Annotated in this window: 26 protein-coding genes; 12 read left to right on the top strand and 14 right to left on the bottom strand. The window is 64.0% G+C overall.

Annotation, left to right across the window (positions count from 1 at the left end):
- Positions 1-55: 55 nt before the first annotated feature.
- The 4 genes from guaA to BLV18_RS16615 all read right to left on the bottom strand — a co-directional run bounded on the left by guaA (position 56) and on the right by BLV18_RS16615 (position 4653).
- Positions 56-1633, bottom strand: coding sequence for a glutamine-hydrolyzing GMP synthase (guaA, locus tag BLV18_RS16600; protein WP_056844177.1), 1578 nt, complete (start codon positions 1631-1633; stop codon positions 56-58).
- 112 nt (positions 1634-1745) lie between these two features.
- On the bottom strand, positions 1746-3215 hold the full coding sequence (gene guaB / locus BLV18_RS16605) for an IMP dehydrogenase (RefSeq protein ID WP_090360150.1): 1470 nt from the start codon (positions 3213-3215) through the stop codon (positions 1746-1748).
- 83 nt (positions 3216-3298) lie between these two features.
- Positions 3299-3856 carry a sugar ABC transporter ATPase gene (locus tag BLV18_RS16610; RefSeq protein ID WP_090360153.1) on the bottom strand — a complete coding sequence of 186 codons (558 nt, stop codon included), beginning with the start codon at positions 3854-3856 and terminating at the stop codon, positions 3299-3301.
- 53 nt (positions 3857-3909) lie between these two features.
- Positions 3910-4653, bottom strand: coding sequence for a sulfite exporter TauE/SafE family protein (locus BLV18_RS16615; RefSeq protein ID WP_090360155.1), 744 nt, complete (start codon positions 4651-4653; stop codon positions 3910-3912).
- Between the two features lie 262 nt (positions 4654-4915).
- Here BLV18_RS16615 and yaaA point away from each other — a divergent pair, with 262 nt between their 5' ends.
- The 3 genes from yaaA to BLV18_RS16630 all read left to right on the top strand — a co-directional run bounded on the left by yaaA (position 4916) and on the right by BLV18_RS16630 (position 7066).
- Positions 4916-5695, top strand: coding sequence for a peroxide stress protein YaaA (gene yaaA / locus BLV18_RS16620; protein WP_090360158.1), 780 nt, complete (start codon positions 4916-4918; stop codon positions 5693-5695).
- A gap of 78 nt (positions 5696-5773) precedes the next feature.
- On the top strand, positions 5774-6238 hold the full coding sequence (locus tag BLV18_RS16625; protein ID WP_090360162.1) for a multidrug transporter: 465 nt from the start codon (positions 5774-5776) through the stop codon (positions 6236-6238).
- Positions 6239-6253: 15 nt separating this feature from the next.
- On the top strand, positions 6254-7066 hold the full coding sequence (locus BLV18_RS16630; RefSeq protein WP_090360165.1) for an SDR family oxidoreductase: 813 nt from the start codon (positions 6254-6256) through the stop codon (positions 7064-7066).
- Between the two features lie 18 nt (positions 7067-7084).
- Here BLV18_RS16630 and BLV18_RS16635 read toward each other — a convergent pair whose 3' ends face one another.
- From BLV18_RS16635 to BLV18_RS16650, 4 genes are read right to left on the bottom strand one after another with little or no spacing between them, the layout of a single operon-like run.
- Positions 7085-7945, bottom strand: a complete 861-nt coding sequence (locus BLV18_RS16635; RefSeq protein ID WP_090360168.1) for an efflux RND transporter periplasmic adaptor subunit — start codon at positions 7943-7945, stop codon at positions 7085-7087.
- A 10-nt stretch (positions 7946-7955) separates the two neighbouring features.
- Positions 7956-8156, bottom strand: a complete 201-nt coding sequence (locus BLV18_RS16640) for a DUF1656 domain-containing protein (protein WP_049861247.1) — start codon at positions 8154-8156, stop codon at positions 7956-7958.
- On the bottom strand, positions 8146-10311 hold the full coding sequence (locus BLV18_RS16645) for an FUSC family protein (protein WP_090360171.1): 2166 nt from the start codon (positions 10309-10311) through the stop codon (positions 8146-8148). Before BLV18_RS16645 ends, BLV18_RS16640 begins: the two co-directional genes overlap by 11 nt.
- Positions 10308-11810, bottom strand: a complete 1503-nt coding sequence (locus BLV18_RS16650; RefSeq protein WP_090360173.1) for an efflux transporter outer membrane subunit — start codon at positions 11808-11810, stop codon at positions 10308-10310. Before BLV18_RS16650 ends, BLV18_RS16645 begins: the two co-directional genes overlap by 4 nt.
- A 177-nt stretch (positions 11811-11987) precedes the next feature.
- Between BLV18_RS16650 and BLV18_RS16655 the strand changes: the two genes are divergently transcribed.
- Entirely contained in the window at positions 11988-12935 is a 948-nt protein-coding gene (locus BLV18_RS16655; protein ID WP_049861244.1) for a LysR family transcriptional regulator, read from the top strand.
- A gap of 70 nt (positions 12936-13005) precedes the next feature.
- Positions 13006-13980, top strand: coding sequence for a 2-hydroxyacid dehydrogenase (locus BLV18_RS16660; protein WP_090360176.1), 975 nt, complete (start codon positions 13006-13008; stop codon positions 13978-13980).
- On the opposite strand, the gene BLV18_RS16665 is transcribed toward BLV18_RS16660, so the two are convergent.
- Positions 13970-14917 (bottom strand): DMT family transporter, encoded by a 948-nt coding sequence (locus BLV18_RS16665; protein ID WP_090362370.1) that lies wholly within the window; start codon positions 14915-14917, stop codon positions 13970-13972. The genes BLV18_RS16660 and BLV18_RS16665 overlap by 11 nt on opposite strands.
- Before the next feature lie 134 nt (positions 14918-15051).
- On the opposite strand from BLV18_RS16665, the gene BLV18_RS16670 reads away from it, so the two are divergent.
- The gene (locus tag BLV18_RS16670) at positions 15052-15924 is read left to right on the top strand and encodes a helix-turn-helix domain-containing protein (RefSeq protein WP_090360179.1); all 873 of its coding nucleotides are present in this window, start codon (positions 15052-15054) and stop codon (positions 15922-15924) included.
- A gap of 35 nt (positions 15925-15959) precedes the next feature.
- Here the strand turns inward: BLV18_RS16670 and BLV18_RS16675 are convergent, their stop codons facing one another.
- Genes BLV18_RS16675 through BLV18_RS16685 form a run of 3 tightly spaced genes read right to left on the bottom strand, consistent with a single transcriptional unit; the run spans position 15960 to position 18168 of the window.
- Positions 15960-16286 (bottom strand): DUF3325 domain-containing protein, encoded by a 327-nt coding sequence (locus BLV18_RS16675; RefSeq protein ID WP_049861242.1) that lies wholly within the window; start codon positions 16284-16286, stop codon positions 15960-15962.
- Entirely contained in the window at positions 16286-17866 is a 1581-nt protein-coding gene (locus BLV18_RS16680; RefSeq protein WP_090360181.1) for a PepSY-associated TM helix domain-containing protein, read from the bottom strand. Before BLV18_RS16680 ends, BLV18_RS16675 begins: the two co-directional genes overlap by 1 nt.
- Positions 17863-18168, bottom strand: coding sequence for a DUF3649 domain-containing protein (locus tag BLV18_RS16685; RefSeq protein ID WP_049861240.1), 306 nt, complete (start codon positions 18166-18168; stop codon positions 17863-17865). Before BLV18_RS16685 ends, BLV18_RS16680 begins: the two co-directional genes overlap by 4 nt.
- 220 nt (positions 18169-18388) lie before the next feature.
- On the opposite strand from BLV18_RS16685, the gene BLV18_RS16690 reads away from it, so the two are divergent.
- From BLV18_RS16690 to BLV18_RS16710, 5 genes are all read left to right on the top strand, one after another.
- On the top strand, positions 18389-18883 hold the full coding sequence (locus BLV18_RS16690; RefSeq protein WP_240050177.1) for a sigma-70 family RNA polymerase sigma factor: 495 nt from the start codon (positions 18389-18391) through the stop codon (positions 18881-18883).
- A 41-nt stretch (positions 18884-18924) separates the two neighbouring features.
- Positions 18925-19833: a FecR domain-containing protein gene (locus BLV18_RS16695; protein WP_244156884.1), complete on the top strand. Its 909-nt coding sequence runs from the start codon at positions 18925-18927 to the stop codon at positions 19831-19833.
- Between the two features lie 105 nt (positions 19834-19938).
- Positions 19939-22299, top strand: a complete 2361-nt coding sequence (gene fecA, locus BLV18_RS16700) for a TonB-dependent Fe(3+) dicitrate receptor FecA (RefSeq protein WP_090360191.1) — start codon at positions 19939-19941, stop codon at positions 22297-22299.
- A 252-nt stretch (positions 22300-22551) separates the two neighbouring features.
- Positions 22552-22962 (top strand): HPF/RaiA family ribosome-associated protein, encoded by a 411-nt coding sequence (locus tag BLV18_RS16705; RefSeq protein WP_090360193.1) that lies wholly within the window; start codon positions 22552-22554, stop codon positions 22960-22962.
- A gap of 219 nt (positions 22963-23181) precedes the next feature.
- Positions 23182-23517: a DUF3509 domain-containing protein gene (locus BLV18_RS16710; RefSeq protein ID WP_056844162.1), complete on the top strand. Its 336-nt coding sequence runs from the start codon at positions 23182-23184 to the stop codon at positions 23515-23517.
- A gap of 16 nt (positions 23518-23533) precedes the next feature.
- On the opposite strand, the gene BLV18_RS16715 is transcribed toward BLV18_RS16710, so the two are convergent.
- Positions 23534-23974, bottom strand: coding sequence for a phosphate-starvation-inducible protein PsiE (locus BLV18_RS16715; RefSeq protein ID WP_049861235.1), 441 nt, complete (start codon positions 23972-23974; stop codon positions 23534-23536).
- Between the two features lie 227 nt (positions 23975-24201).
- Between BLV18_RS16715 and BLV18_RS16720 the strand changes: the two genes are divergently transcribed.
- Positions 24202-24477 carry a YebG family protein gene (locus tag BLV18_RS16720; RefSeq protein ID WP_049861234.1) on the top strand — a complete coding sequence of 92 codons (276 nt, stop codon included), beginning with the start codon at positions 24202-24204 and terminating at the stop codon, positions 24475-24477.
- Between the two features lie 3 nt (positions 24478-24480).
- On the opposite strand, the gene BLV18_RS16725 is transcribed toward BLV18_RS16720, so the two are convergent.
- Positions 24481-24933, bottom strand: coding sequence for a flavodoxin (locus BLV18_RS16725; protein ID WP_090360195.1), 453 nt, complete (start codon positions 24931-24933; stop codon positions 24481-24483).
- Positions 24934-25003 lie beyond the last annotated feature (70 nt).

Consider the following 25003-nt stretch of genomic DNA (forward strand, 5'->3'; position numbering starts at 1 on the left):
CGCGGGCTTCAGGGCATTTTTTGCTAGATCGTGCCGGGCATTGCCGGACGCGGAATCATTCCCACTCAATCGTAGCCGGCGGCTTGCTCGACACGTCGTAGGTCACCCGCGAGATGCCTTCGATCTCGTTGATGATGCGGCCGCTCACCGTTTCCAGCAGTTCGTAAGGCAGGTGGGCCCAACGCGCGGTCATGAAGTCGATGGTTTCCACGGCGCGAAGGGCGACGACCCAGGCGTAGCGGCGGCCGTCGCCGACGACGCCGACCGATTTGACCGGCTGGAAGACGACGAATGCCTGGCTGACCTTGTGGTACCAATCGGCCTTGCGCAGTTCTTCGATGAAGATGTGGTCGGCGCGACGCAGCAGGTCGGCGTATTCCTTCTTCACTTCACCCAGGATGCGCACGCCCAGGCCCGGGCCGGGGAATGGGTGGCGGTAGACCATGTCGTACGGCAGGCCCAGCTCCAGGCCCAGACGGCGGACTTCGTCCTTGAACAGCTCACGCAGTGGCTCGACCAGCTTGAGGTTCATTTCCTCGGGCAGGCCGCCGACGTTGTGGTGCGACTTGATCACGTGGGCCTTGCCGCTCTTGGCGCCGGCCGACTCGATCACGTCGGGGTAGATGGTGCCCTGTGCCAGGTACTTGATGTTGTCCAGCTTGCAGGACTCGGCGTCGAACACGTCGATGAAGGTGCGGCCGATGATCTTGCGCTTCTTCTCCGGGTCGGCTTCGCCGGCCAGGTTGTCGAGGAACTGCGCTTCGGCGTTGGCGCGGATGACCTTGACGCCCATGTTCTCGGCGAACATGGCCATGACCTGCTCGCCTTCGTGCAGGCGCAGCAGGCCGTTGTCGACGAAGACGCAAGTCAGCTGATCACCGATGGCCTTGTGCAGCAGGGCCGCGACCACCGAGGAATCGACACCGCCAGACAAGCCCAGCAGGACGTTGTCGGTACCGACCTGGGCACGGACCTGGGCGATGGCGTCTTCGGCGATCTTCGACGGGGTCCACAGCGCTTCGCAACCGCAGATGTCGATGATGAAGCGCGACAGGATGCGTTCGCCCTGCTTGGTGTGGGTCACCTCGGGGTGGAACTGCACGCCGTAGTAGTTGCGGTCGTCGTCGAACATGCCGGCGATCGGGCAGCTCGGGGTGCTGGCCAGCACATGGAAACCCTGGGGGATCTCGGTGACCTTGTCGCCGTGACTCATCCACACGTCCAGGCCGAACACGCCATCGGCGTCGATGTGGTCTTCGATGCCTTCGAGGATACGGCTCTTGCCGACCACGTCGACGCGGGCGTAGCCGAATTCACGCATATCAGAGCCGGCCACTTTGCCGCCCAGCTGCTCGGCCATGGTCTGCATGCCGTAGCAGATGCCGAACACCGGCACGCCCAGGTCGAACACCGCCTGTGGGCAGCGCGGGCTGTTGGCTTCGTGGACCGACTCGGGCCCACCGGCGAGGATGACGCCGCGCGGGGCGAATTGGCGAATCGCTTCATCGTCCATGTCGAACGGGTGCAGCTCGCAGTACACGCCGATTTCGCGCACGCGGCGGGCGATCAGTTGGGTGTACTGGGAACCGAAATCGAGGATCAGGATACGGTGGGCGTGAATGTCGAGGGCCATGACTCATTCTCGTCTGATGTATTCGGAAACAACACGGGGCTGTAGTGAACAGCCCCGCTAGATTGAATGTCCGCTCGCCGCCCGGTACCAGGCGGCAGACGGGCTACCGGGGTCAGCCCACGCGGTAGTTGGGCGCTTCCTTGGTGATCTGCACGTCGTGGACGTGGGATTCAGCCATGCCGGCGCCGGTGATGCGGACGAACTCGGGCTTGGTGCGCATTTCCTGGATGTCGGCGCTGCCGGTGTAACCCATGGAAGAACGCAGGCCACCCATCAACTGATGGATGATCGCCGACAGGCCGCCCTTGTAGGCGACACGGCCTTCGATGCCCTCGGGCACGAGCTTCTCGGCACCGGCCGAGGAGTCCTGGAAGTAACGGTCCGAGGAGCCCTGGGCCTGGGACATGGCGCCCAGCGAGCCCATGCCGCGGTAGGCCTTGTAGGAACGGCCCTGGAACAATTCGATCTCGCCCGGCGCTTCTTCGGTACCGGCGAACATCGAGCCCATCATCACGCAGTAGGCACCGGCGACGATGGCCTTGGATAGGTCACCGGAGAAGCGGATGCCCCCGTCGGCGATCAACGGCACGCCGGTGCCTTCAAGGGCAGCGGCGACGTTGGCGATGGCGCTGATCTGCGGCACGCCGACACCGGCGACGATACGGGTGGTGCAGATGGAGCCTGGGCCGATGCCGACCTTGACCGCGTCGGCGCCCGCTTCGGCCAGGGCCTTGGCAGCCTCGCCGGTGGCGATGTTGCCGCCGATGACCTGGACGTCGGGGAAGTTCTGCTTGACCCAGCGCACGCGGTCGATTACGCCTTTGGAGTGACCGTGGGCGGTGTCGACCACGACCACGTCGACGCCAGCTGCAACCAGGGCGCTGACGCGCTCGCCGGTGTCCTTGCCGGTACCGACGGCCGCGCCAACACGCAGACGACCTTGGTCATCCTTGCTCGCCAGCGGGTAAGCCTTGGCTTTCTCGATGTCCTTGACGGTCATCATGCCCTTGAGGTGGAACTCGCCGTCGACGATCAGCACTTTCTCGATGCGGTGCTTGTGCAGCAGGTCGCGGACCAACTCCTTGTCGGCCCCTTCGCGGACGGTGACCAGACGCTCTTTAGGCGTCATCACTTCGCGGACGGGGATTTCCAGGCGGTTTTCGAAGCGCACGTCACGCGAGGTGACGATGCCGACCAGGTCGCCGTCGTGCAGCACCGGGACGCCGGAGATGTTGTGCAGGGAGGTCAGTTCGAACAGATCGCGAACGGTGGCATCAGCCTCGATGGTGATCGGGTCCTTGACCACGCCGGCCTCGAACTTCTTGACCTTGCGCACTTCGGCAGCCTGCTGCTCGATGGTCATGTTCTTGTGGATGATCCCGATGCCGCCTTCCTGAGCCATGGCAATGGCGAGGCGGGCTTCGGTCACGGTGTCCATCGCCGCGGAAATCAGCGGGATGTTCAACTCGATGCCGCGGGTCAAACGGGTCTTGAGGCTGACTTCATTGGGCAGTACTTCGGAATAACCGGGCACTAGGAGAATGTCGTCGAAGGTCAGGGCTTCTTGGCTGATACGCAGCATGCGGGGGCTCCCGAGCGGGAAAATGGAAGCGCGCCATTATACCCACACATGCCCCCACAAGAAAGGCAAAGATGGCCTGGCGATCAATTGTCCTGGAACTTCACCAGCACCTGCGCGATCGGCTGGTCGAGCCAGTCGGCGAATTCGGCGATGAACGCCGGCTTGAAGGACGTCTGTCCCCAGTTGTTGAAGATGAACCCCAGGTTGGAGAACGCGCAGGGTTGCAGGAACAGGAAGCCGTTGATGTCGTCCTCATGGCCGCACAGGGGGCAGGTGAAATTGTCGGTGAGGCCGGGCATCCATTCTTCGAGGCTGTCGAACAGGGCCTCGCCGACTTCCTGGCGGCATTCCGGGCAGCCGGCCTCGTGCAGGAAGCCATCGATGGGGGTGAAGATGCAGCGGTCTGTGACCACTTCCAGGCCATTGACGGGCTGCCCATAGGGCAGCAGGTCCGGCTGCTCGACGACGTTTCTCGCACCCGGTCCGATGGCGTAGCCCATGCGATTGCCGTTGCGACCACAGGTGCTCAGTTGTTCCTCGACGATCTCCTTGCGTACCAGCCAGCGCAGGATCGCCCGCGCACGAGGCTCGTGCACCGGCAAGGTGGAGAGGCGCGGAACGAGAATGTTCTGAGTGTTCATGCAAGGGCCCAACGGTGCGCAAAACCGGCAGGATAGCCCCCTGCGGGCGCAGGTCAAGGATTGAAATAGCGATACAGCAGCGCCAGCCCGCTGGCCAGCACCAGCCAGGTCACCAGCCGCACGAAAGCCTCGCGGGACATACGCAGGGTCAGACGACGCCCGATCCACAGGCCTGTCGCCATGGCCGGAAGCAGGCAGGCAGCGGTCAGCAGCAGCTGAGTATTGGCGTATACGCCGGCAATGATGAACAGCGTCAGGCGCACGATCGTGCTGCAACTGATCAGTGCGCTTTGCGTGGCGCGCACCTGCTGTTTGTCATCCAGCCGCGCGCCCAGGTAGATCGCATAGAGAAAACCGCCGCTGCCGAACAAGGCACCGAACAGCCCGCCGATCGTGCCCATCGGCACGGACCACCAGGGTGACAACCGCGCAGGTCGCGCCGTAGTGAGCAGCATGTACAGGGCGTAACCGGTGACGAACAGGCCCATCAACAGCAACAGGAGGTCGGATTTCAGATTGAGCAGAAACACCACGCCCAAGGTGCAGCCCAACGCCATGAACGGCAGCAGCCGCTTGAGCTCCACCCCCACTACCGATTGCCGGGCGGGAAGCAGATTGCCGAACGCGGCGATGAAATCGAGCACGACGAGCAAGGGGATGAGCGTGGCCAGCGGCATAAAGTGGATGAGTACCGGACCTGCCACCAGGGCCGTGCCGAAGCCGGCGATGCCGAAGACGATGTAGGCGGCAGCGATTGCCAGGAGCATGATGCTCCAGTCGATGAATGCGTAGTCCATGCGCGGGTTTCCTTTTTTCCGGGCACTGTGGGGGAGCGGGATCGGTGGCGTCAATACGGCCCGGGGTAGGCGGTGTGGCCGGACGCGGCTTGCGCCGCTGCTACAGAGGAGCGCCGAAACAACGGCACATGCCATCCCCTGTAGCAGCGGCGCGAGCCGCGTCCGGGGTCGCTGCGGTCCATCTGGATGCCCCCACGCTTAAGGGTGGACGAGGTGCCGGCACTGCTCCAGAATTTACCGACGCCCACAGGAGAACCTTTGCATGCTGATGGTGATATCCCCCGCCAAGACCCTGGATTTCGATACCCCCCCGGTCATCCAGCGCTACACCCAGCCTGAGTTTCTCGACCACTCCCAGGTGTTGATCGAACAACTGCGCGAGCTCAGCCCGGCGCAGATTGCCGAGCTCATGCACCTTTCCGACAAGCTGGCCGGACTCAACGCTGCTCGCTTCGGCAGCTGGACCCCCGACTTCACGCCCGACAACGCCAAGCAGGCGCTGCTCGCCTTCAAGGGCGACGTCTATACCGGGCTGGATGCAACGACGCTGGATAAAGCCGGTTTCGACTACGCGCAGAAACACCTGCGCATGCCGTCGGGACTCTACGGCCTGTTGCGCCCCTTGGACCTGATGCAGCCGTACCGGCTGGAAATGGGCACCAAGCTGGCCAATGCCCGCGGCAAGGACCTGTACGCGTTCTGGGGCGAGCGTATCAGCGAATGGCTCAATCAGGCGCTGGCCGAGCAAGGCGACGACGTGCTGTTCAACCTGGCGTCGAACGAGTACTTCTCCGCCGTCAAACGCAAGGCCTTGCAGGCGCGCCTGATCACCGCCGATTTCAAGGACCTGAAGAATGGCCAATACAAGATCATCAGTTTCTACGCCAAGAAAGCCCGCGGCATGATGGCTCGCTTCGTGATCGACGAAAAGATCCACGACCCGGCGCAGCTCAAGGGATTCGACCGTCAGGGCTATCGCTACAGTGCCGACGAGTCGCGGCCCGACCACCTGGTGTTCCTGCGCGATCAGCCCGACGACTGAGCCTGTGCGGGCGTGGTTTTCATAGACACGCGAACGTTCTGTACGATACGCCCCACTTCTTCACCAAGGCTGGCAGTCATGTTAATCGGCATCTTCCTGATCATTTCCTGGATCATCCTGCTGATCCGCTATCCCTCCAAGGCGTTGCCGATCTCCGGCGCCGCCGTGTTCGCCCTGGCACTGCTCGCGCTGTGGGTCATCATGAGCGACACGCGCGAAGCCCATCGCCTGGCCCGCCTGGAAATGCGCATCGCCTTCGATCCGCAAGGCTGCCCCGCCGACCGTCCGTTGCGCCTGAACCTGAACAATGGCAACAACGTCCCCATGGTCGAGCTGCAATGGCAGATCGCGGCCTACGCGCCGGGCCAGACCGCGAACTTGGCAGAAAACCTCTACACCGCTCCCCGCTACCGCGGCCCTGGTGAGCTGCAGGCCGGCGCCGACTGGCAGGACTGCCTGCCGCTGCCACCGCTGCGCCCCGGCTATCGCCCACAGACTCTGGAGTTTCGTGCCGAACGGCTGCAAGGCAGCTTTTCTCAATAACCCAAGGAGCAACGCATGATGCGCGTACTGATCACCGGCTGCTCGTCGGGTATTGGCCTGGCCCTCGCCGAAGCCTTCAAAGATGCCGGGGTCGACGTGATAGCCACCGCGCGCAAGGAGCACGACGTTGCCCGCCTGGCCGCCGCCGGCTTCGATGCCCGCCCGTTGGACGTGAACGATCAGTCTGCGCTGTTGCGTCTGGCCGACGACGTGCCGGAGCTGGACATTCTCATCAACAACGCGGGCTACGGCACCATGGGGCCGCTGCTCGATGGCGGCACCGAGGCCCTGCAACGGCAGTTCCAGACCAACGTGTTTGCGGTGGTGGGCATCACCCGCGCGCTGTTCCCGGCGCTGCGTCGGCGACACGGCCTGGTGGTCAACATCGGCAGCGTCTCCGGTGTGCTGGCGACTCCGTTCGCAGGCGCCTACTGCGCATCCAAGGCTGCGATCCACGCCATCAGCGATGCTTTGCGCATGGAGCTCGCGCCCTTCGGCATCCGTGTCATGGAGGTGCAACCTGGGGCGATCGGGACGCAGTTCGCCCGCCATGCCAGTGCCGAAGCGGAGCAGGTCATCGGTGAGCATTCGCCCTGGTGGCCGGTTCGCGAATACGTGCGCGCCCGGGCCCGCGCTTCCCAGGATCGCCCTACCCCGGTCGCTGAATTCGCCATGGCGCTGCTCAAGGCCGTGCAGCGCCCCAAGCCGGCTCGTCTGGTACGGCTGGGCAATGGCAGCCGCGCGTTACCGTTGCTGGCGATGTGGATGCCCAAGGGTTTGCTGGAGAAAGCCTTGCGTAGAAAGTTCGGGCTGGATCGTCCCTTCTGACAGCAGCGCAAGCGCCGGTCAGGGCAACGTCGGCGTGACGATCACCGTGCACGTCGTGCCCGCTGCCAGCAGCATGCCGTCGGGCACCGGGTCCAGTTGGATGCGCACCGGCACTCGCTGAGCCAGACGCACCCAGTTGAAGGTCGGGTTGACGTCGGCGATCAGCTCGCGGCTCTGCGGGTTGTCGCGGTCATAGATGCCGCGCGAGATGCTTTCCACATGGCCGGTGAGGGTTTCACCGCTCATCATCTGCAACTGCGCTGGATCCCCCACATGCACGTGGGGCAGCTTGGTTTCCTCGAAGAAGCCGTAGACCCAGAACGAATGCTCGTCGACCACGGCCAGTTTGGCCTCGCCCACTCGCGCATAGTCGCCGACATGGACGTTGAGGTTGGTGACGTAGCCATCCACGGTCGCAAGCACGCGGGTGCGATCCAGGTTCAGCTGCGCCGCCTCCAGGCGCGCCTCGGCCTGTTGATAGTCGGCCAGGGCCGAGGCCGCGACGTTGCTGGCGTCCTCGCGGCTTTCCTTGGAGATCACCAGTTCATCCAAATCGGCACGACGACTGGCATTGACCTTGCGCATCTCCCAGCCAGCCTTGCGCGACGCCACCAGCGCCTGGGCCTGCTTGACGGCCAGACGGTAGTGGGCCGGATCGATCTGCAGCAGCACGTCGCCCTTGCGCACGCGCTGGTTGTCGCGCACCGGCACCGCCGTCACGTAGCCCGATACATCGGCGGCGACGTTGATGATGTCCGCACGCACGCGCCCGTCGCGGGTCCAGGGCGTCTGCATGTAGTGCACCCATAATTGACGACCGATGAAGATCGCTAGCCCCAGCACCAACAGGGTGGCCAACAGACTGAAAAACTTTTTCATTGCGCGGTTCTCAACGGTAGACAGTCAGCGCCATGGCGCCGAACAGACAGACGAACAGGCTCAGGCGCAACAGCGCCGGGTGCCAGAAGAAACGGTACAGATCCAGGCTGGCGAACAGCCGGTCGAAGGCCCAGGCGATACCGGCGGCGACCACGAACAACAGGGTCATGGTCGGCATGTACAGGCCATGGAAAGCGATTTCACGGGGCATGGTCGGCTCCTGGAGCGGCCAGTTCGGCGAGTGGCGATTGCGGGTCCAGCAACGAACTGCGGATGAAGTGCAGATAGCTCTGGACCCGGCGCAGTGCCGAGGTGTCGAAATGTCGGGCGAAGGGTTCATCGGTGTTCCGGACCAGGTGAATGGCCTGTTCGACAGCCGCCATGGCACGCTGCAGATTGCCCTCCTGGGGCTGGATGAACAGACGCATCAGCGCGCGCCCCATGACCCGGATCGACTGCCGCCAGGGCTGCCAGGGCGCATAGGCCGGGTGCACCGGCAAGCGCTCCTGCTCGCGGCGCAGTTCGATGATCGCGTGCCCCACCTCCATGACCACGAACATCCAGCGCAGCAGGTTGCGCTGCACCTTTGGCTGTCCGGCTGCCAAACCATACGCCTGGTGCAGCAGGTCGCGGCTGCGGCTCTCGAAGGCCGAACCCAGGCCGCGCAGCTTGTCACTGATGGCGAACACCACCAGGGAGCGCAGGTCCTGCTCCAGGCGCTGCCACATCCAGCGACTGTTGGGCGGCAGGATGATCGCCCCGGCGGCGGCGCAGAACAGCATGCCCACAACCATGCCGATGTAGTCGTTGATGAACGCATACGGATCGTATTGGGTCAGGTTGCCGGGCACCGAGCCCATGGAGAAGAAGATCAGCAGGCCCAGCCCGTAACCGACGAAGCGCGGCCGCGAGGCAAGAAAGGCGCCCAGCGTCAGCACCGGCGCAAGCGTCAGGCACAGCAGCGCGAAACCGTCGATCCAGGGCAATACGAAGAAGGTCGTGTAAAAGCCGACCAGCGCCCCGAGCAAGGTGCCGCAAGCCATCTGAAACGACATCCGCCGAGGGTTCGGCGAGGCGGCCGACAAGCCGACAGTGGCGGCGGCGACCAGGGTCATGGTCGCCCCGCTGGGCCAGGCCGTGGCGATCCAATAGCTGCCCAGCAGCAGCAACACCACCGCACCGCGAATGCCGGCGGCGGCACTGGCCAGCCAGTTGGTCTGTGAACGATACGGCTCGTCCCAGCGCTCGCGGGCATGCCGATGCTCGACCAGCGAGGCGTGAGTCTGGGCATAGCTGTGCAGCTCTTCGACAAAGCGGTAGAGCAATTCGAACGCGGTATGGAAATCCAGCAGGTCGTCATCGTCAGGGCCGTTGTGTTCGAACACCTCGCGCAGGCTGCGCACCTGGGCCGGCAGCGCGTCCTTGTACAAGGCCATGCGCTGAGCCAGGCGCGCGGCATCGGCGTCGGTCAGGGCCTGCCCGGAAAAATCGTCCAGTACCTGCGCCAATGCCTGCAATGCCGGCTCGATGGCGGTCACGACATCACCATGGCCACGCGCGCGGATACGTTCGAGCAACTGGTGCAATGCATTGAAACGGGTGGTCACCGCCATGAATTCGCTGTTCAGACGGCTGACCCGACCGTTGCGCCGACGCATGTGCGGGTCTTCGAAGGCGGTCACGCTGCGCAAGCTCTCCAGGCCCACGGCCTCGGCGATGAAGCGCACGTTGCCGGCTTCGAACTGCTCACGGGCGCTGTGCCCGCGCAGGCCGTCGGTGACGAATCGGGCAAAGACCGCAAAGCGTTGATACAAGGCATTGCGCATCGAGGCGCTGGCCGACTGCGGGAAAATCGCCGCGCTGACTGCTGTGGAAACCAGAATGCCCAGGGCAATCTCCAGCACCCGCCAGACTGCTGCCATGAAGGCATCGTCCGGGTGGGCCAGCGCCGGCAGACCGACCATGGCCGCCGTGTACCCAGCCAGGACGAAGCCGTAGGCGCGGAAGTTGCGGCAGCGCATGGCGCCGGTCGAGCACAGGCCCACCCACAGTGCCAGGCTGGGCAGGAACAGCTCGGTGTTCTGGGCGAACAGCGCGATCAATACCACCGTGACTGCCGAGCCCGCCAGGGTACCGAGCAGACGGTAGAAACTTTTCGCGAAGACATGCCCGCTTTGCAGCTGCATGACGATGAACACGGTGATCATCGCCGTGCGCGGTTGCGGCAGCTCCAGGCGCATGGCCAGCCACAGTGTGGTGAACGCGGCCAGCAACACCTTGAAGATGTAGATCCAGGTGACGCCATCACTGCGTGCCCACTCGAAGAAACCTCGGCGCCATTGCAGGCGGCCCAGCCAGGTGATCATCGATCGATCACCGCCAGTGGTTTGGGTGCGTCCAGACGTTCGGCATCAGGGGCGTCGGCACCTGCGCCCAGACCGCCGCCCAATGCCGTGACCAATTGTGCATGGACCGCCAGTCGCGCGGCCTGCACCTGTTGCTCGACCTGTTGCTGGCGCAACAGCAGGGTCTGGGCGTTGAGCACCTCCAGATAGCCGGTCAGGCCCCGCTGGTAAGCGATCAGGGCAATATCGTAGCTGTGCTGCGCTGCGGCCACCGATTCGTCGGCGAAGGCCTGCTGCTTGTCCATCGAGGCACGCCGGATCAGTTGATCGGAGATTTGCCTGAGCGCTTCCACCAGGGTCTGGTTGTAGCGCGCCACGGCCAGATCGTAGCCGGCCGAGGCGTCGCTCAGCTGCGCACGCAACCGGCCGCCATCGAAGATCGGCAGGCTCAGGGCGGGCCCGACGTTGTAGGCCAGCTTGCGTCCGGCCAGAAATTCGAGCATGCCGCCGCCGGTGGCCAGGTAGCTCAGGCTGCCGACCAGGTCCACGTTGGGATAGAAGCCGGCATGAGCGACTTCGATGCCCCGAGCGTTCGCGGCCACCGCCCAGCGACTGGCGACCACGTCCGGCCGCTGGCCCAGCAATTGCGCTGGCAGCGTGGACGACAGGCCGAGCGGGGCCTGCAGGGACAGGCTCGGGCGCTGGAGTTGGTTGCCCTGCCCCGGCCCTTTGCCAGCCAGGGCCGCCAGCTGGTTTTGCGCCAGGGCAATCTCTTCGTCCAGGGCATCGACCTGCCGGTGCGTCTCGGGTAACAGGGCCTCGGCCTGGCTGACTTCCAGGTGCGTCCCGAGGCCACCGTGCAGGCGCCGCTGCGCCAGCTCCAGGATCTGCTCCTGCTGCGCCAGCGTGCGCTGCACGATGTCGCGCTGGGCGTAGTGCAACGACAGCTGGATGTACACCTGCACCACGTTGTTGACCAATTCCAACTGCGCCTGGCGCGCCTGGGCGGCGCTCATGTGAGCCAGGTCGAGGGCCTGCTCGCTGGCGCTGCGTTCGCGCCCCCACAGGTCCAGGGCATAGGTGAAGCCCAGGCCGGCAGTGTTGTCCCAGGTGGTCTGCCCGGACAGATCGCCCGGCCCATAGAAAGGATCAGCCGGCCAGTTGTGGCGTTTCAGCGCGGCGCTGGCGTCGATGTGCAGCGACTCGGCGGACTCCGCCACACCCGCCAGCGCCTTGGCCTGGCGCACCCGTGCGGCGGCGATGGCCATGCTCGGACTGCCCAGCAAGGCCAGGTTGACCCAATCATCGAGTTGCCGGTCGCCATAGGCGCGCCACCATTGGCTCTGTGGCCATTGCGCGTCCTGGGCGGCGGTTTGAATGGCGGCATCGGTGGCCAGCGCATCGGCCGATAGCGCTTCGCTGCGAGGGGCGATACCGGCGGTGCCGATGCAGCCGGTCAAGGCCAGGGTAAAGGTACAGACACTGAGGATTTTCAGCTCTTCGATGAGGCGGCGGGGCACTGCGGCGATTTCCGGGAGAGGTCGAACTGCGGAGGGGTCTGGACCGGCATTCTAGGGCCGCTTCGGGGCGCCGATAAGCTGGATTTCCTGCGATTCTTTATTACCGAACCGGTGATAATCCTTCTGTATAATTGTGGCTTCATGCGACAATTTGTCCGTCGAACCAGAGACCGAATCATGGACACCTTGCAAAACATGCGTGCGTTCACCTGCGTGGCCGAAGCGGGCAGTTTCACCGCCGCCGCCGCACAACTGGATACCACCACCGCCAACGTATCGCGCGCGGTGTCCAACCTCGAAGCACACCTGCAAACCCGCCTGCTCAACCGCACGACCCGACGCATCGCGCTGACCGAAGCCGGTAAGCGCTACCTGGTGCGCTGCGAGCAGATCCTGACCTATGTCGCCGAAGCCGAAGCCGAAGCCAGCGACGCCCATGCACGGCCTTCGGGGCAGTTGAAAGTGCACACCATGACCGGCATCGGCCAGCACTTCGTGATCGACGCCATCGCGCGCTACCGGCGCACCCATCCGGACGTGACCTTCGACCTGACCCTGGCCAACCGCGTACCCGACCTGCTCGACGAAGGCTATGACGTGTCCATCGTCCTGGCCAGCGAGCTGCCGGACTCCGGGTTCGTGTCGCAACGCCTGGGCATCACCTACAGCATCGTCTGCGCCTCTCCCGAATACGTGAAGGCGAACGGCTCGGCGCGTACGCCCGGCGATCTGCGCGAACATGCCTGTCTGCGCCTGGTGAGCCCGGTGGTGCAGCTGGAAAAGTGGCTGTTCCAGGGTCCCGATGGCCAGGAGATGGTCAACATCAGTAACGCGCCGTTCCAGGTCAATTCGGCCGACGCCATGAAGACCGCCATCAGCAGTGGCATGGGCGTGGGCGTATTGCCCATCTACGCGGCCATCGACGGCCTGCGCAACGGCACCCTGGTACGCATGCTGCCCGAGTACCGCCTGCAGGAGCTGAACCTGTACGCCATCTACCCGTCCCGGCAGTACCTGGACGCGAAGATCAAGACCTGGGTGGAATACCTGCGTGGTTCGCTGCCCGACATCCTCGCGGCGCACGATGCCGACCTGCAGACCTTCGACCTGCAGATCGCCAACTGACGCGGGATTGTTTCTGCTCGATCGGGAATGTTAGCGTGCTCACATTCACCTCCCGACGAGCACAACCCCAATGAAAAAAACCGTCCTCGCGTTCAGCCGCATTTCCCCCGCCATGGTCGAGCGGCTCGAAGCCCATTTCGACGTCATCGTGCCCAATCCCAAGGCCGGTGACATCGCCGCGCAATTCAACGAAGCCCTGCCCAAGGCCCATGGCCTGATCGGCGCCGGTCGGCCGCTGGGCCGCAAGCAACTGGCCGATGCCGCCCTGCTGGAAGTGGTCTCCAGCGTTTCGGTGGGTTACGACAACTACGACGTCGGCTACTTCAACGAACGCGGCATCATGCTCACCAATACGCCCGACGTGCTGACCCAGAGCACGGCCGACCTGGCCTTCGCGCTGATCATGAGCAGCGCGCGACGCGTGGCCGAACTGGATGCCTGGACCAAGGCCGGCAACTGGAAAGCCAGTGTCGGTGCCGACCAGTTCGGTACCGATGTGTACGGCAAGACCCTGGGCATCGTCGGCCTGGGCAATATCGGCGCCGCCGTGGCGCGCCGCGGCCACCTTGGCTTCGACATGCCTATCCTGTACAGCGGCAACAGTCGCAAGCCTGAACTCGAACAGGAGCTGGGCGCGCAGTTTCGCAGCCTCGAGCAGCTGCTGGCCGAAGCCGATTTCGTCTGCCTGGTGGTGCCGCTCAGCGACAAGACCCGGCACATGATCGGCACGGCCGAGCTGGCGCAGATGAAGAAGAGTGCCATTCTGGTGAACATCTCTCGCGGACCGGTGGTCGATGAAGCGGCGCTGGTGCAGGCCCTGCGCGACGGCACCCTGCGCGGCGCCGGCCTGGATGTCTACGAGAAGGAACCCCTGGCCGAATCGCCCTTGTTCGAGCTGGGCAACGTCGTGACGCTGCCGCACATCGGCTCGGCCACGGCGCAGACCCGCGACGCCATGGCCGACCGAGCCATTGACAACCTGACCGCCGCCTTGCTCGGCAAGCGGCCTCAAGACCTGGTCAATCCGCAGACCTTCAAGGGTTAGTCCGTACCCGTACCTGGGTACCGTGAACCTGAGCGCCCTGCGTCGCCATCGGCGCAGGCGTCGCAGGTCTGCTGCCCTTGCGGAACACCAGCACGTTGCCCAGCATCACCAGCACCAGCCCACCGAGCGCCTGCGCGGTCCATTGATACCCTTCCGCATACGCCGAGACATTCAGCGCCACCACGGGGAACAGCACCGTGCAGTAGGCGGCGCGGTCGGCGCCCATGCGCCCTACCAGGGTCAGGTAGGCCGTGAAGCCGATCACCGAACCGGGTATCACCAGGTACAGCAGCGAGCCAACGTAGCGCAGGCTCCACTCCATGCCGAAAGGCGTGCCTCGCAACAGACAATAGCCGGTGAGCAGCAGAGCGCCATACAGCATGCCCCAGGCGTTGGTGGTCAAGGGCCGCAGCCCGGCTTTCTGCTGCACGCTGGAGAGCATGTTGCCCGCCGAGAAACACAGCGTACCCAACAGCCCCAACCCCAGGCCAAGCAAGGTCTGCGGGCTGGCATCGTGAGCCGAGAGCTCGGGCCAGAACAACAGACCCAGACCGAGAAAGCCCAAAGCCCCTGCACCGATGACGTTAGCGGTGATCCGCTGGCCGAAAAAGATCCGTGCGTTGAGCGCATTCCACAGGCTGGCCGTGGAAAACACCACCGCAAGCAGCCCGGTCGGGATCCATTGGCTGGCGGTGAGAAAACACATGAAGTTCACGCAGAACAGGCATAACCCCTGCGCCACGCAGATGAGATGGCCACGACGGTTCATCGCTTGCAGCCGCCGCGTGGCCAGCAGGATCGCGAACAGCACCAGCGCGGCCAGGCCGAAGCGGTAGACGATGGACACGGGAATCTCGACCACGCCCAGTTGCAGCTTGAGCGCAATCCAGGTCGTTCCCCAGATCAAGACGGTAAGCAGATACAGCGATAGATTCATGACGATGCCCTCCTGGGTCAGAGGCGCATTGTCCGAGCGGTGGTCGCTGACGGCTTGCACAAACTTGCGCTTTTTCCGTCACCGTACTGGCGGCCCGTGCGCGACGCAGTACCATGGACACGGGGGTATCGATCATGACGGCTTTGCTGAACCTGCAAGTGTTTCAGGCGCTGCACAACTCGCGCCACGCGCGCCTCGAGCACAGCGCCGAGCTGGGCGATTCGATGGTGGCCGCGTTGTGGCGCAACCACCACGACGCCCAGGAATATCAGGCGCCGACCCATCACACCTTGTCCTGCTACATCGGCGGCGGCACGGGCACGTTTCGCCGCGATCGACCGTGGGAGAAAGGCGCGCCCGGCAAGCAGTGCATCCTGCCCGCCGGGCACGAGTCGGCGTGGGTCATCAACGGCGACATTCGTCTCGCCCACCTGTATTTCAGCGCAGAACAGTTCGCGCTGGGCTGCGTGACCCTGCTGGACCGCGAACCGCGGGAAATGCAACTGCGGGAAAACACGTTCCTGGAAGATCCGGCGCAGGCGCAGCGTTTCGCACGCTTGATCGCGCTCAACTGGACCGAGCCGGGTGAACGTGTGCTGACCAGCACCTTGGCCCATGAAATGCTCGCCCATGCCCTGCTCAGCCAAGTGTCCGCGCGTCCGCAACTGCGGCTCAAGGGTGGACTGGCACCTCATCAGCGGCGCCTGCTGCGTGACTTCATCGAAGCGCAACTGGCCCAGCCGCTGAGCCTGGGCCAACTGGCGGCCTTGTGCAGCCTGTCCGAGTACCACTTCGCGCGGATGTTTCGTGCCAGCTTCGGCTTGCCGCCGCATCAGTACGTGTTGGCTAGGCGGATTGCTCGTGCCCGCTCGCTGCTGCGCCAGACGCCGCTGCCCTTGGGTGAGGTGGGGCTGGCCTGTGGCTTCGCCAGTGCCAGCCATTTCAGCAACCGATTTCGCCAGGCAGGCGGGGTGTCGCCGGGCGAGTATCGCTTGGCCTTCACCTGACGGCAGCGCCAAAACGCAGTGTCGAACAGCGGACGCTACCAGCGTGCCGCAGCCGCCAGCAGCCCCAGCAAAAGGCCCGCCGCTGCCAGTACCAGCGCCCAGCGGGGCCGGTACGGCAGCAACCACACCAGAAACACCGCGCTGCCCATCAGCACCGCCGTCCAGCGCACCAGCCCCATCGCCCAGCCAGCGCTGAGCACCGAGACCCACAGCGACAGAGCCAGCAGCGCCCAGCCCGCGACCCGCAGCTGCACCTTGCGCGACGGGCTGGGCCGACGCCCGAGCATTTCCTGGTGATGGCGCTCCATGGCCAGGCACAAGGCACTGAAACCGGCATAGCTGAGCAGGCCTGCTGCCAACATCAGTGCACCTCGCTGGGCGTGGACGCACGCGTACGGGCCGCGCGTGCGATCGGCAATGCCGCCAGAGCGGTGCGACGCCGGATCTTCATGACCACCCAAGCCAGCACCAGACCGCACCCCAGGGCACTGAGATCGACGCCGGCCAGCACCCAGTCGCCCGCAGCGATGGACGTCGGCAGGCCATGGTCGGTGGTCAGCAGGCTCAACAACGGCAGCCCTGCCAAGGCAATGGCTGCCAGGCTCAATTGCTCGATCCAGGCCTTGCTGCCACTGCGCACGGCGGCATGCACGATGCTCAGCAGCCAAACGATGAAAAAGCTGTCGACCTCGATACCGGCACGCTCCGGATAGGTCGCCGGTAGCAGCCGGTTGGCCCACAGGAAGCCTGCGACCGCCAACACCAGACCCGCCATGCCGGCGACGTTCAACACCTCGACCAGGCGCAGCTCGAAGGGCCGCACACCGCTGCGGGCGTGCTTGAGCTGACGCTTGCCCAACCACATGACCAGGCCCGTGCCGATCAGCAAGGTACTGCCCAGGCCGCAGAAGAAATACAACCAGCGCAACACGGGCCCGGCGAACAGGCCCATGTGCAGGCCGTAGAACGTGCCCGCCACCACCATCGGCGTGGCGCTGTCGCGTGGCCGTTCAAGCACCGCGCCCGTGGCGCCGGCGAAGGTGACCGCCGCGCCCGCGTCGCGGCTCACGGTATCACCCTCATGACGGCTGAATTGGACCTGGGCATTGGCATCGCCCGGCAGTTGCACCGCGACGCGGCCGATCCTGCCTCCAGGCCATTGTTGCAGCGCACGCTCGTACAGCACGCCCAGATCCACCAGCGGCGCTGGCTGCCCGGCGGCCACCAACCGCTGGTTGCCGGGATAGATTTCGTTGAAGAACGCCTGGGTATCGCCATCGTAGCGGCTGATGATGCTCGCCGGCATGAGCATGGTCATGAAGATCACCAGGCTGCTGTAGGTGATCATCAGGTGAAAGGGCAACACCAGCACGCCGACTGCGTTGTGCCCGTCGAGCCAGGAGCGCGCGCCCTTGCCGGGGCGAAAGGTGAAGAACTCCTTGAAGATCTTCTTGTGGGTGATGATCCCGGTGACCAGCGTCACCAACATGACCATCGCCGCCAGGCTGCTCAACCAGCGGCCCCAGGGATAGCCCATCTGCAGTTGGTAGTGGAAGCGGTAGAAGAAGTCGCCGCCGCGGCTGTCGCGTGCCTCGACGCGCTGGCCAGTCTGCGGGTCCAGGGTGTGACGGGTGAAGGCACCGCGCCCGCTCTTGTTCGGGTCCTGCCACATGACCGAGAGCGCGGGCTCGCGGGCATCCGGCAGGCTGATGAACCAGCGCGGCGACTGCCCGGCGTTGGCCTGCAGGTAGGCCTGCGCCTGCGCCAGGCTGGCACGGGCATCGACCGCTCGCACCGGCACTTCGGGCTGGGCCCAGTGGCTGATCTCGTCCTTGAAATAGGACAGGGTCCCGGTCAGGAAGATGGCGAACAGCAGCCAGCCGAACACCAGCCCCGCCCAGGTATGCAGCCACGCCATCGCCTGGCGAAAGCCCTCTCTCACGGCAGATGCTGCCAGTGCAGAAGCGCCGCCAGCGCGGCCAGGACGAGACCTGGCTTGGCCAGGCCGATCCAGGCCCGGCTGGCGCTGTGCGAGGCGAAGCACCAGAGCACGGCCACCAGGTACACCAGGAACGACAGCATCATGGCACTGACCACGGCTTCGCCGCGCGCCATGGGCAACAGCCAGGCGATGCACACGCTCGCCAGGGCCGCCAGGACATAGCCGCCAAAGACGGCTGCCAAGACACGGGAGGCCACGGCCCAACGATACGAGGTCGACACCCCGCCGATTCTGCTTCTCATGAATGACCTTCGAACGTACGGATGCATCGTGCAATCGCGCTGATAATAATGATAAATATTCTCATGCGCAAAGTTCGCTGGCATTTATCGTGTAATGCACCGCTTTTCCAGGCCCGTGCAGTGCGTGCTGGCTTGCCCAACCACCGGCACACCCGTAAGATACGAACAATTCTTATTCTGCTGCGCACCCCATGGCGCCGGAGTGTTCGCGGTGACCGCTGTGACTTCCCCTGCCTCGCAATCGGTCGAGGGCCTCTACCTCGTTCATCGCCGCTGGCTGACCGAATGGCTGCGCAGCCGCCTGGGCTGTCCGGACAATGCCGCCGACCTTGCCCAGGACACCTTCATGCGCCTGTTGACCGCGCGTGAAGTCACGCCCATTCGCGAGCCCCGCGCCTTTCTCACTACGGTCGCCAAGCGTGTGCTGTTCAATCACTACCGCCGTCAGGATCTGGAGCGTGCCTATCTGGAGGCGCTGAGCCAGATGCCCGAGCCCCTCGCGCCCAGCGAAGAGCACCGAGCGATCATCCTGCAGACCCTGCTGGAGCTGGATGCGCTCCTCGATGGCCTGCCGGTGCTGGTCAAGCGCGCCTTTCTGCTGGCGCAGGTCGATGGCCTGGGCTACCAGGACATCGCCGACGAACTCGGCATTTCCCTGGCCACGGTGAAGCGCTACCTGCACAAGGCAGCCATGCGCTGCTACTTCGCACTGTGAACGAGGCGCGCACGTTTTCCCCACACGTGGCCGAGCAGGCCGTGCAATGGTGGCTTGAACTGCAGGAGGGGGCGCTCGACCCGCGGCAGCAGCAGGCGTGGCAGCGATGGCTGCACGCCGATGGCGAACACCGCCGCGCCTGGGAGCACATCCAGAAGGTCAATCAACAGTTTGCCGGCCTGCCCGGTCCCTTGGCGCAGGCCACCGTGGGCTCGCCCTACTCGCCAGGCCGTCGACGCGCACTCAAGACGCTCCTCCTGCTCGGGATGGCTGGGGCAACCACCCTGGCCCTGCGTCAACAGCATTGGCTGCCGCCGCTGGTGGCCGACTATCGCAGCCCGCTGGGCCAGCGTCGCCAGTTGCAGTTGGACGACGGCAGCCGAATCAACCTCAACACCACCAGTGCGGTGGACGTACGCTTCGACGCAGGTCTGCGCCTGATCCACCTGCTCGAAGGCGAAATCATGCTCACCGCAGGGGCCGATGCACGGCCCTTGCGCATCAGCACCGATCAGGGGCTGGTGACCGCTGACCGCGCGCAGGTCAACGTTCGCCAGTTGCCGGGCAGCACCCAGGTGCAGGCCTTGCGGGGTGCGGTCGCCATTCAGCCCACAGGGTTGCAGGGCGGTCCGCTGCGCCTGGCCGGCGGCCAGCAGGTCGAGTTCGATCGCCAGCGTTTCAATGCCGCGCGGCCACTGGACGCCAACAGCGGTGCGTGGGTCGACGGCATGCTGATCGCCGCGCACATGCGCCTGGGCGACTTTCTGGCCGAAGTGGGCCGCTATCGCCGTGGCCAACTGGACTGCGATACGTCGGTGGCCAACCTGTTGCTGTCGGGCAGTTTCCCCCTGGGCGACACCGAGAAGATTCTCGATTCGCTGGAGGCCGCACTGCCGGTGAAAGTCCGCCGTTTCACCCGCTATTGGGTCACGGTGCAAGCCCGCGTCTAGTCACCCAGGCGCTGCCAAAAGTTTTTTACATCTTTCTTGAGCCGTTTTGCCTTGCTCGCGTGACAGACAGGGTAACTCTCCCTACATCCTGCCTGGAAACGCCGCATGTCCAACCTGCCCACCCCGCTCGCCCGCGCCCTGCGCTGCCTGTTGCTCGGCACTGCCGTAAGCGTTGCTCAACTGCCGCACGCCCTGGCCGCCGACGGCACCACTCGCGAGTACCAGATCGCGCCTGCCTCGGTCGAAAGCGCAGTCACCCAGTTCGGCCGTCAGGCCGGCGTACTGATCTCGTTCGGCTCGACCACCCTGGCAGACCAGCCCAGCCCTGGCCTGCAAGGCGCGTACACCGTAGAACAGGGATTGGCGAAGTTGCTCGAAGGCACGGGCCTGCAGGCGCGCGCTCTGGGTGACGGTGCCTACAGCCTGGAGCCTGCTTCACTGGCACAACCCGGCAGTCCCGGTGCCGCCGTCGAGCTGGGCGCCTCGAGCGTGGTGGGCGACTGGCTCGGCGCCGCCGAGCAGACCAACGTCTTCGAACACCCCGGCGCGCGCGACGTCGTGCGTCGCGAAGACTTCGAACGCACCGGTGCCACCAGCGCGCGTGAGGTTCTCAACCGCATCCCGGGGGTCAACGCGCCGCAGAACAACGGCACGGGCAGCCATGACATGGCGATGAACTTCGGCATCCGTGGACTCAACCCACGGCTGGCGACCCGCTCCACGGTGTTGATGGACGGCATCCCGGTGCCGTTTGCGCCCTATGGCCAGCCGCAGCTGTCGTTCGCACCAATCAGCATGGGCAACATGGACGCCGTCGACGTGGTCCGCGGTGGCGGCGCCGTGCGCTATGGCCCGCAGAACGTCGGTGGCATCGTCAACTTCGTGACCCGTGCCATTCCCGATGCTCCGACCGTGAAAGGGGGTTTCCAGACCCAGGTCAGCCCCTCGTCGAGCCAGGACGGCTTGAAGACCACGGGCAACCTGCTGGCAGGTGGCACCGCCGACAACGGCCTGGGCGGCGCCGTGCTCTACTCCGGCGTGCGCGGCAGTGACTGGCGCGAACACAGCGATACCCAGATCGACGACCTGATCCTCAAGGGCAAGTACCAGATCGACGAGGCCAACAGCCTCAATGCCGAAGCCCAGTACTACGAAGGTGAAGCCGACATGCCCGGCGGCCTCAGCGCGGCCGACTACAAGGCCGACCCTTACCAGTCGACCCGCCGCTACGACAAGTTCTGGGGCCGTCGCACCATGGTCAATTTCGGCTATCGCTATCAGCAAGATCGCCGCGAATTCACCGCCAACACCTTCTTCACCAAGACCCTGCGCAGTGGCTACCTGGACCAGGGCAACTTCCTCTCGCTGTCACCTCGCGAGTATTGGGTACGGGGTGTGGAAACACGCTTCTCCCAGGGCTTCGATCTGGGCCAGACCCAGCACGAGATGAGCGTGGGCTACCGCTACATCAGCGAGGCGGGCCATGAGTTGCGCTATCGCACACCGATCAGCGCCAACCAGCAACTGCCGAGCACCGACAGCCGCAACGACCGCGACACCCGCGGCGGAACCCAGGCTCACGCCCTCTACATCGACGATCGTATCGACATCGGCCGCTGGACGTTCACACCGGGCATCCGCTACGAGATGATCGACTCGCAGCAGACCAACAACCTGAGCAACGTCAAATACCAGGGCGACTACACCACCGCCCTACCGGCGCTGAACGTGCTCTACCACGTCAACGAAAACTGGAACCTGTACGCCAACACCGAAGGCTCCTTCGGCAGCGTGCAGTACAGCCAGATGCCCAACCGCGTGACCGGCGGCGAAGTGAAACCGGAGAAGGCCCGCACCTGGGAGCTGGGGACACGCTACGACAACGGCAACCTGCGTGCGGAAATCGGCGCGTTCCTGATCAACTTCGACAACCAGTACGACAGCAACCAGACCAACGACAGCGTGATCGCGCGTGGCGAAACCCGGCATCAGGGCATCGAGACCAGCATCAATTACGCCCTGGACGACCTGAGCCCGGCCCTGGCCGGCTTCGACGTCCACGCCAGCTACGCGTTCGTGGATGCGACCATTCGCGAAGATGGGCCGAACAAGGGTAACCGCGTACCGTTTTCCTCACGCCACAAGGGCACCTTGGGCGTTGGTTACACCCAAGGCCCCTGGAAGCTCGACCTGGACAGCACCTACCAGAGCAGCCAGTTCGCCGACAACGCCAACACCCAGGCCGAAAGCGCCGATGGCAGCACCGGACGCATTCCCGGCTACATGCTCTTCAGCACCCGCGCCGGCTACGATTTCGGACCGCAGCTGTCCGACCTCAACGTGGCGGTGGGTGTGAAGAACATTTTCAACCACCAGTACTACACCCGCTCCTTCGACGACAACAACAAGGGCAAGTACGTAGGTGAGCCGCGCACTGTCTACGTGCAGACCTCGGTCGCCTTCTAGGGTCTGTGCCTAAGGCAGTCGGCCAGCCTCTGCTACAGGTGCATCCCTTGCTGCAGCAGGACGCGGGCCGTGTCCGCAGGACCAGAAATATCAGGCTTCGCACTTATTTCATGAAAAGTTCGGAAAAGTTACTGAATATTTATCTTCATCAAGGGGTTGAATTGTTTCTTCAACTCCCTGACCTTGTACTTCAAGAGGCGATGATAATCAGTCATCGAATCTCAAGCGAGAAAGCCGAATAAGGGATGAACTATGCAGATCCAGGTCAATAGCGATAACCATATTCAAGGCGACGCCCGCCTGCAGGAGTGGGTACGCACCGTAGTGGAAGGCGCAGTCGAGCATTACCAGGAAGACCTCACCCGCGTTGAGGTCCATCTGGCCGACGAAAATGGCCAGAAATCCGGTCCTGACGACATGCGCTGCCAGATGGAAGCACGGCCAAAGGGGCATCAGCCCATCTCCGTGACCCACAAGGCAGAAACGCTGGAGCTGGCGATCGACGGCGCTGCCGAGAAGCTCAGCCATGCGTTGGAGCATTTGTTCGGCAGGCTGCGCAATAAGCGTGCAGCCAACACGCAGGCCATCCCCGACGGCCCGAACGAGGCGCTGCTCGAAGAGGAGTTTCTGGAAAACGAGCAGGTGCTCAACAGCAAGTCCTGAGCCCTGAACTAAGGAAAAAGGCGAGCCCAGAGCTCGCCTTTTTTATTGCCTGCAAATAAGTTCTCCAATCCGGGCACGGCGATTGCTACATCGAAAGGCAGCAAAGTAAGGAGCGGTTACATATAGCAAAGGATGAAGTATGAAGCCGACCAGCGGTCTGGAACCAGCAACTAATCGTCCAGTCCATTAACAAAGTTCGACTATGACAGGTAGTACCTCATGGATAATCCATTCCAAGCCCTGAGCGACGCGTTCCAGCCCGAATACCGCGTCAATTTGAGCATCCAGCGCCTGGATGGCAGCATCATGCTGACCCTGTCCAACGAGCGAGGTGTCGCCGCCAAGCGGATGATCACCGCCGAACAGCGCAACGACCCCAAGCGCATGCGCCGCTTGATCGAAAGCATCAAGTTCGGCATGGCCATCGAGCAAGGCGGCAGCGCCATGCAGATGCTGGCGGCAATGACCGATGCCGGCAACGTCGACAAACTGGGCAGCAAGCCGGCCCTTCACGCTGCGACCGCGCAGGCCGCACCGGTGTCCGCCAGCCTCTGATAGACCGGTGTTCGGCCTAGCTGTCCGATTTCTCTTTCACCGACGGATAGCGCGACGACGCGTAGCGCACCACCAGGATGGCGAACGCCAGGAGCAGGATGCCGCCGCACAGGTAGATGATGCCCACATCCGGTGCGTTATGATGCGAGACATCGCCGATCAGCAGGCGTGTCAGGGCGGTGATGGCCACATACAGCAGAAAGCGGATAGGCATGTGGTTGGTCTTGAAATAGATCCCCACCATCGCACCCAGCTCCAGGTAGATGAACAGCAACAGGATGTCATCCACGCTTACGCTGCCCTTCTCCACCATTCCCAGAAAAGCACTGACGGCCGCCCAGGCGGTGATGGCACCGATCCCGAACAGTGCCAGGTAGTGGAAGGACTCCACGCACAGATTGCCCAGCGAATCGGCCTGAGCGTGCAGGCTCCCTCGAAGCTTTTCAGCCCATTTCATTGCCTGTGTTCCTTATGCGAACCGATTGAGAGCGGTGCCCGAGCGCCTATGCTCGTTTAGCGCATGCAGCATAAGGGCCAGCCCCGGCTGATGAGAAGCAGCCAGACTGTCGCAGGGCACCTCGTCGACACGGCTGTTCAAGCGCAGAAATTTGCCTTATGCTTTACACTGTATAAACGAACAGTAGTTGTACTGAACCAAATTCCCCTAGGCATATGAGGTGGTCAATGGCCGTCGAAGTGGTATACCGCAGCAGCCGAGATCTGGAGCGCCTGTTTATGGACAAAGCTGAAGCCGATCGTCACGACAAAATGCTCGAGCTGGCCGAGCTGCTCGCAGACGTCCTGAAGAAAGCCGTGCCGTCGCTCGACGACAAGCAGGTCGAAGACGCCGGGATCTACATGGCGAAAAACCGCGACATCTTCGCCAAGGCGTTCAAGAGCCAGCCTGATGCATTGAACGAGCTGCTCACGGCCACGGCCGACAGTGCCGAGCAGGACTGATGGTCAGCTGCGCAGTGCTTCCACGAACCGCGCCAGCCAGGGTTCTGCGTCGGCTTCCGGGTTGACGGTTTCGCTGGCGTCCAGGCGCAGCATGCCCTGCACTTCATGGATGCCCAGTTCGGCGAACAGCTCGCGCATCTGCTCGCCACCGCCGCAATAAAGGTCGTAGCTGGAGTCGCCCAGTGCAATGACGCCACCGGGCAATCCGCGCAATGCCGCCGGCAGCTCGTCGCGCAGCTGAGCGTACAGCGGCATGATGTTGTCCGGCAGTTCCCCCATTCCAGTGGTCGACGTCACCGCCAGCAGCGCCTGGGGTGCGAACGCCAGAATCTCCTGCACGGTGGCCCTGGGGTTGTGCCAGGCCTGGATATCCTGCCGCTTGAGCAGCTGTTCGGCATGCCGGGCGACGTCCTCGGCCGCGCCATAGACCGAACCGCTGAGGATGGCAACTTTCATGATGACTGTCTCGAACCATTCAAAGGCATGATCTTAACAGCCCGTTCACGCATTGAAAGGCAAGATCTGG

The organism is Pseudomonas coleopterorum, assembly GCF_900105555.1.
In the GTDB taxonomy this organism is placed as follows: domain Bacteria; phylum Pseudomonadota; class Gammaproteobacteria; order Pseudomonadales; family Pseudomonadaceae; genus Aquipseudomonas; species Aquipseudomonas coleopterorum.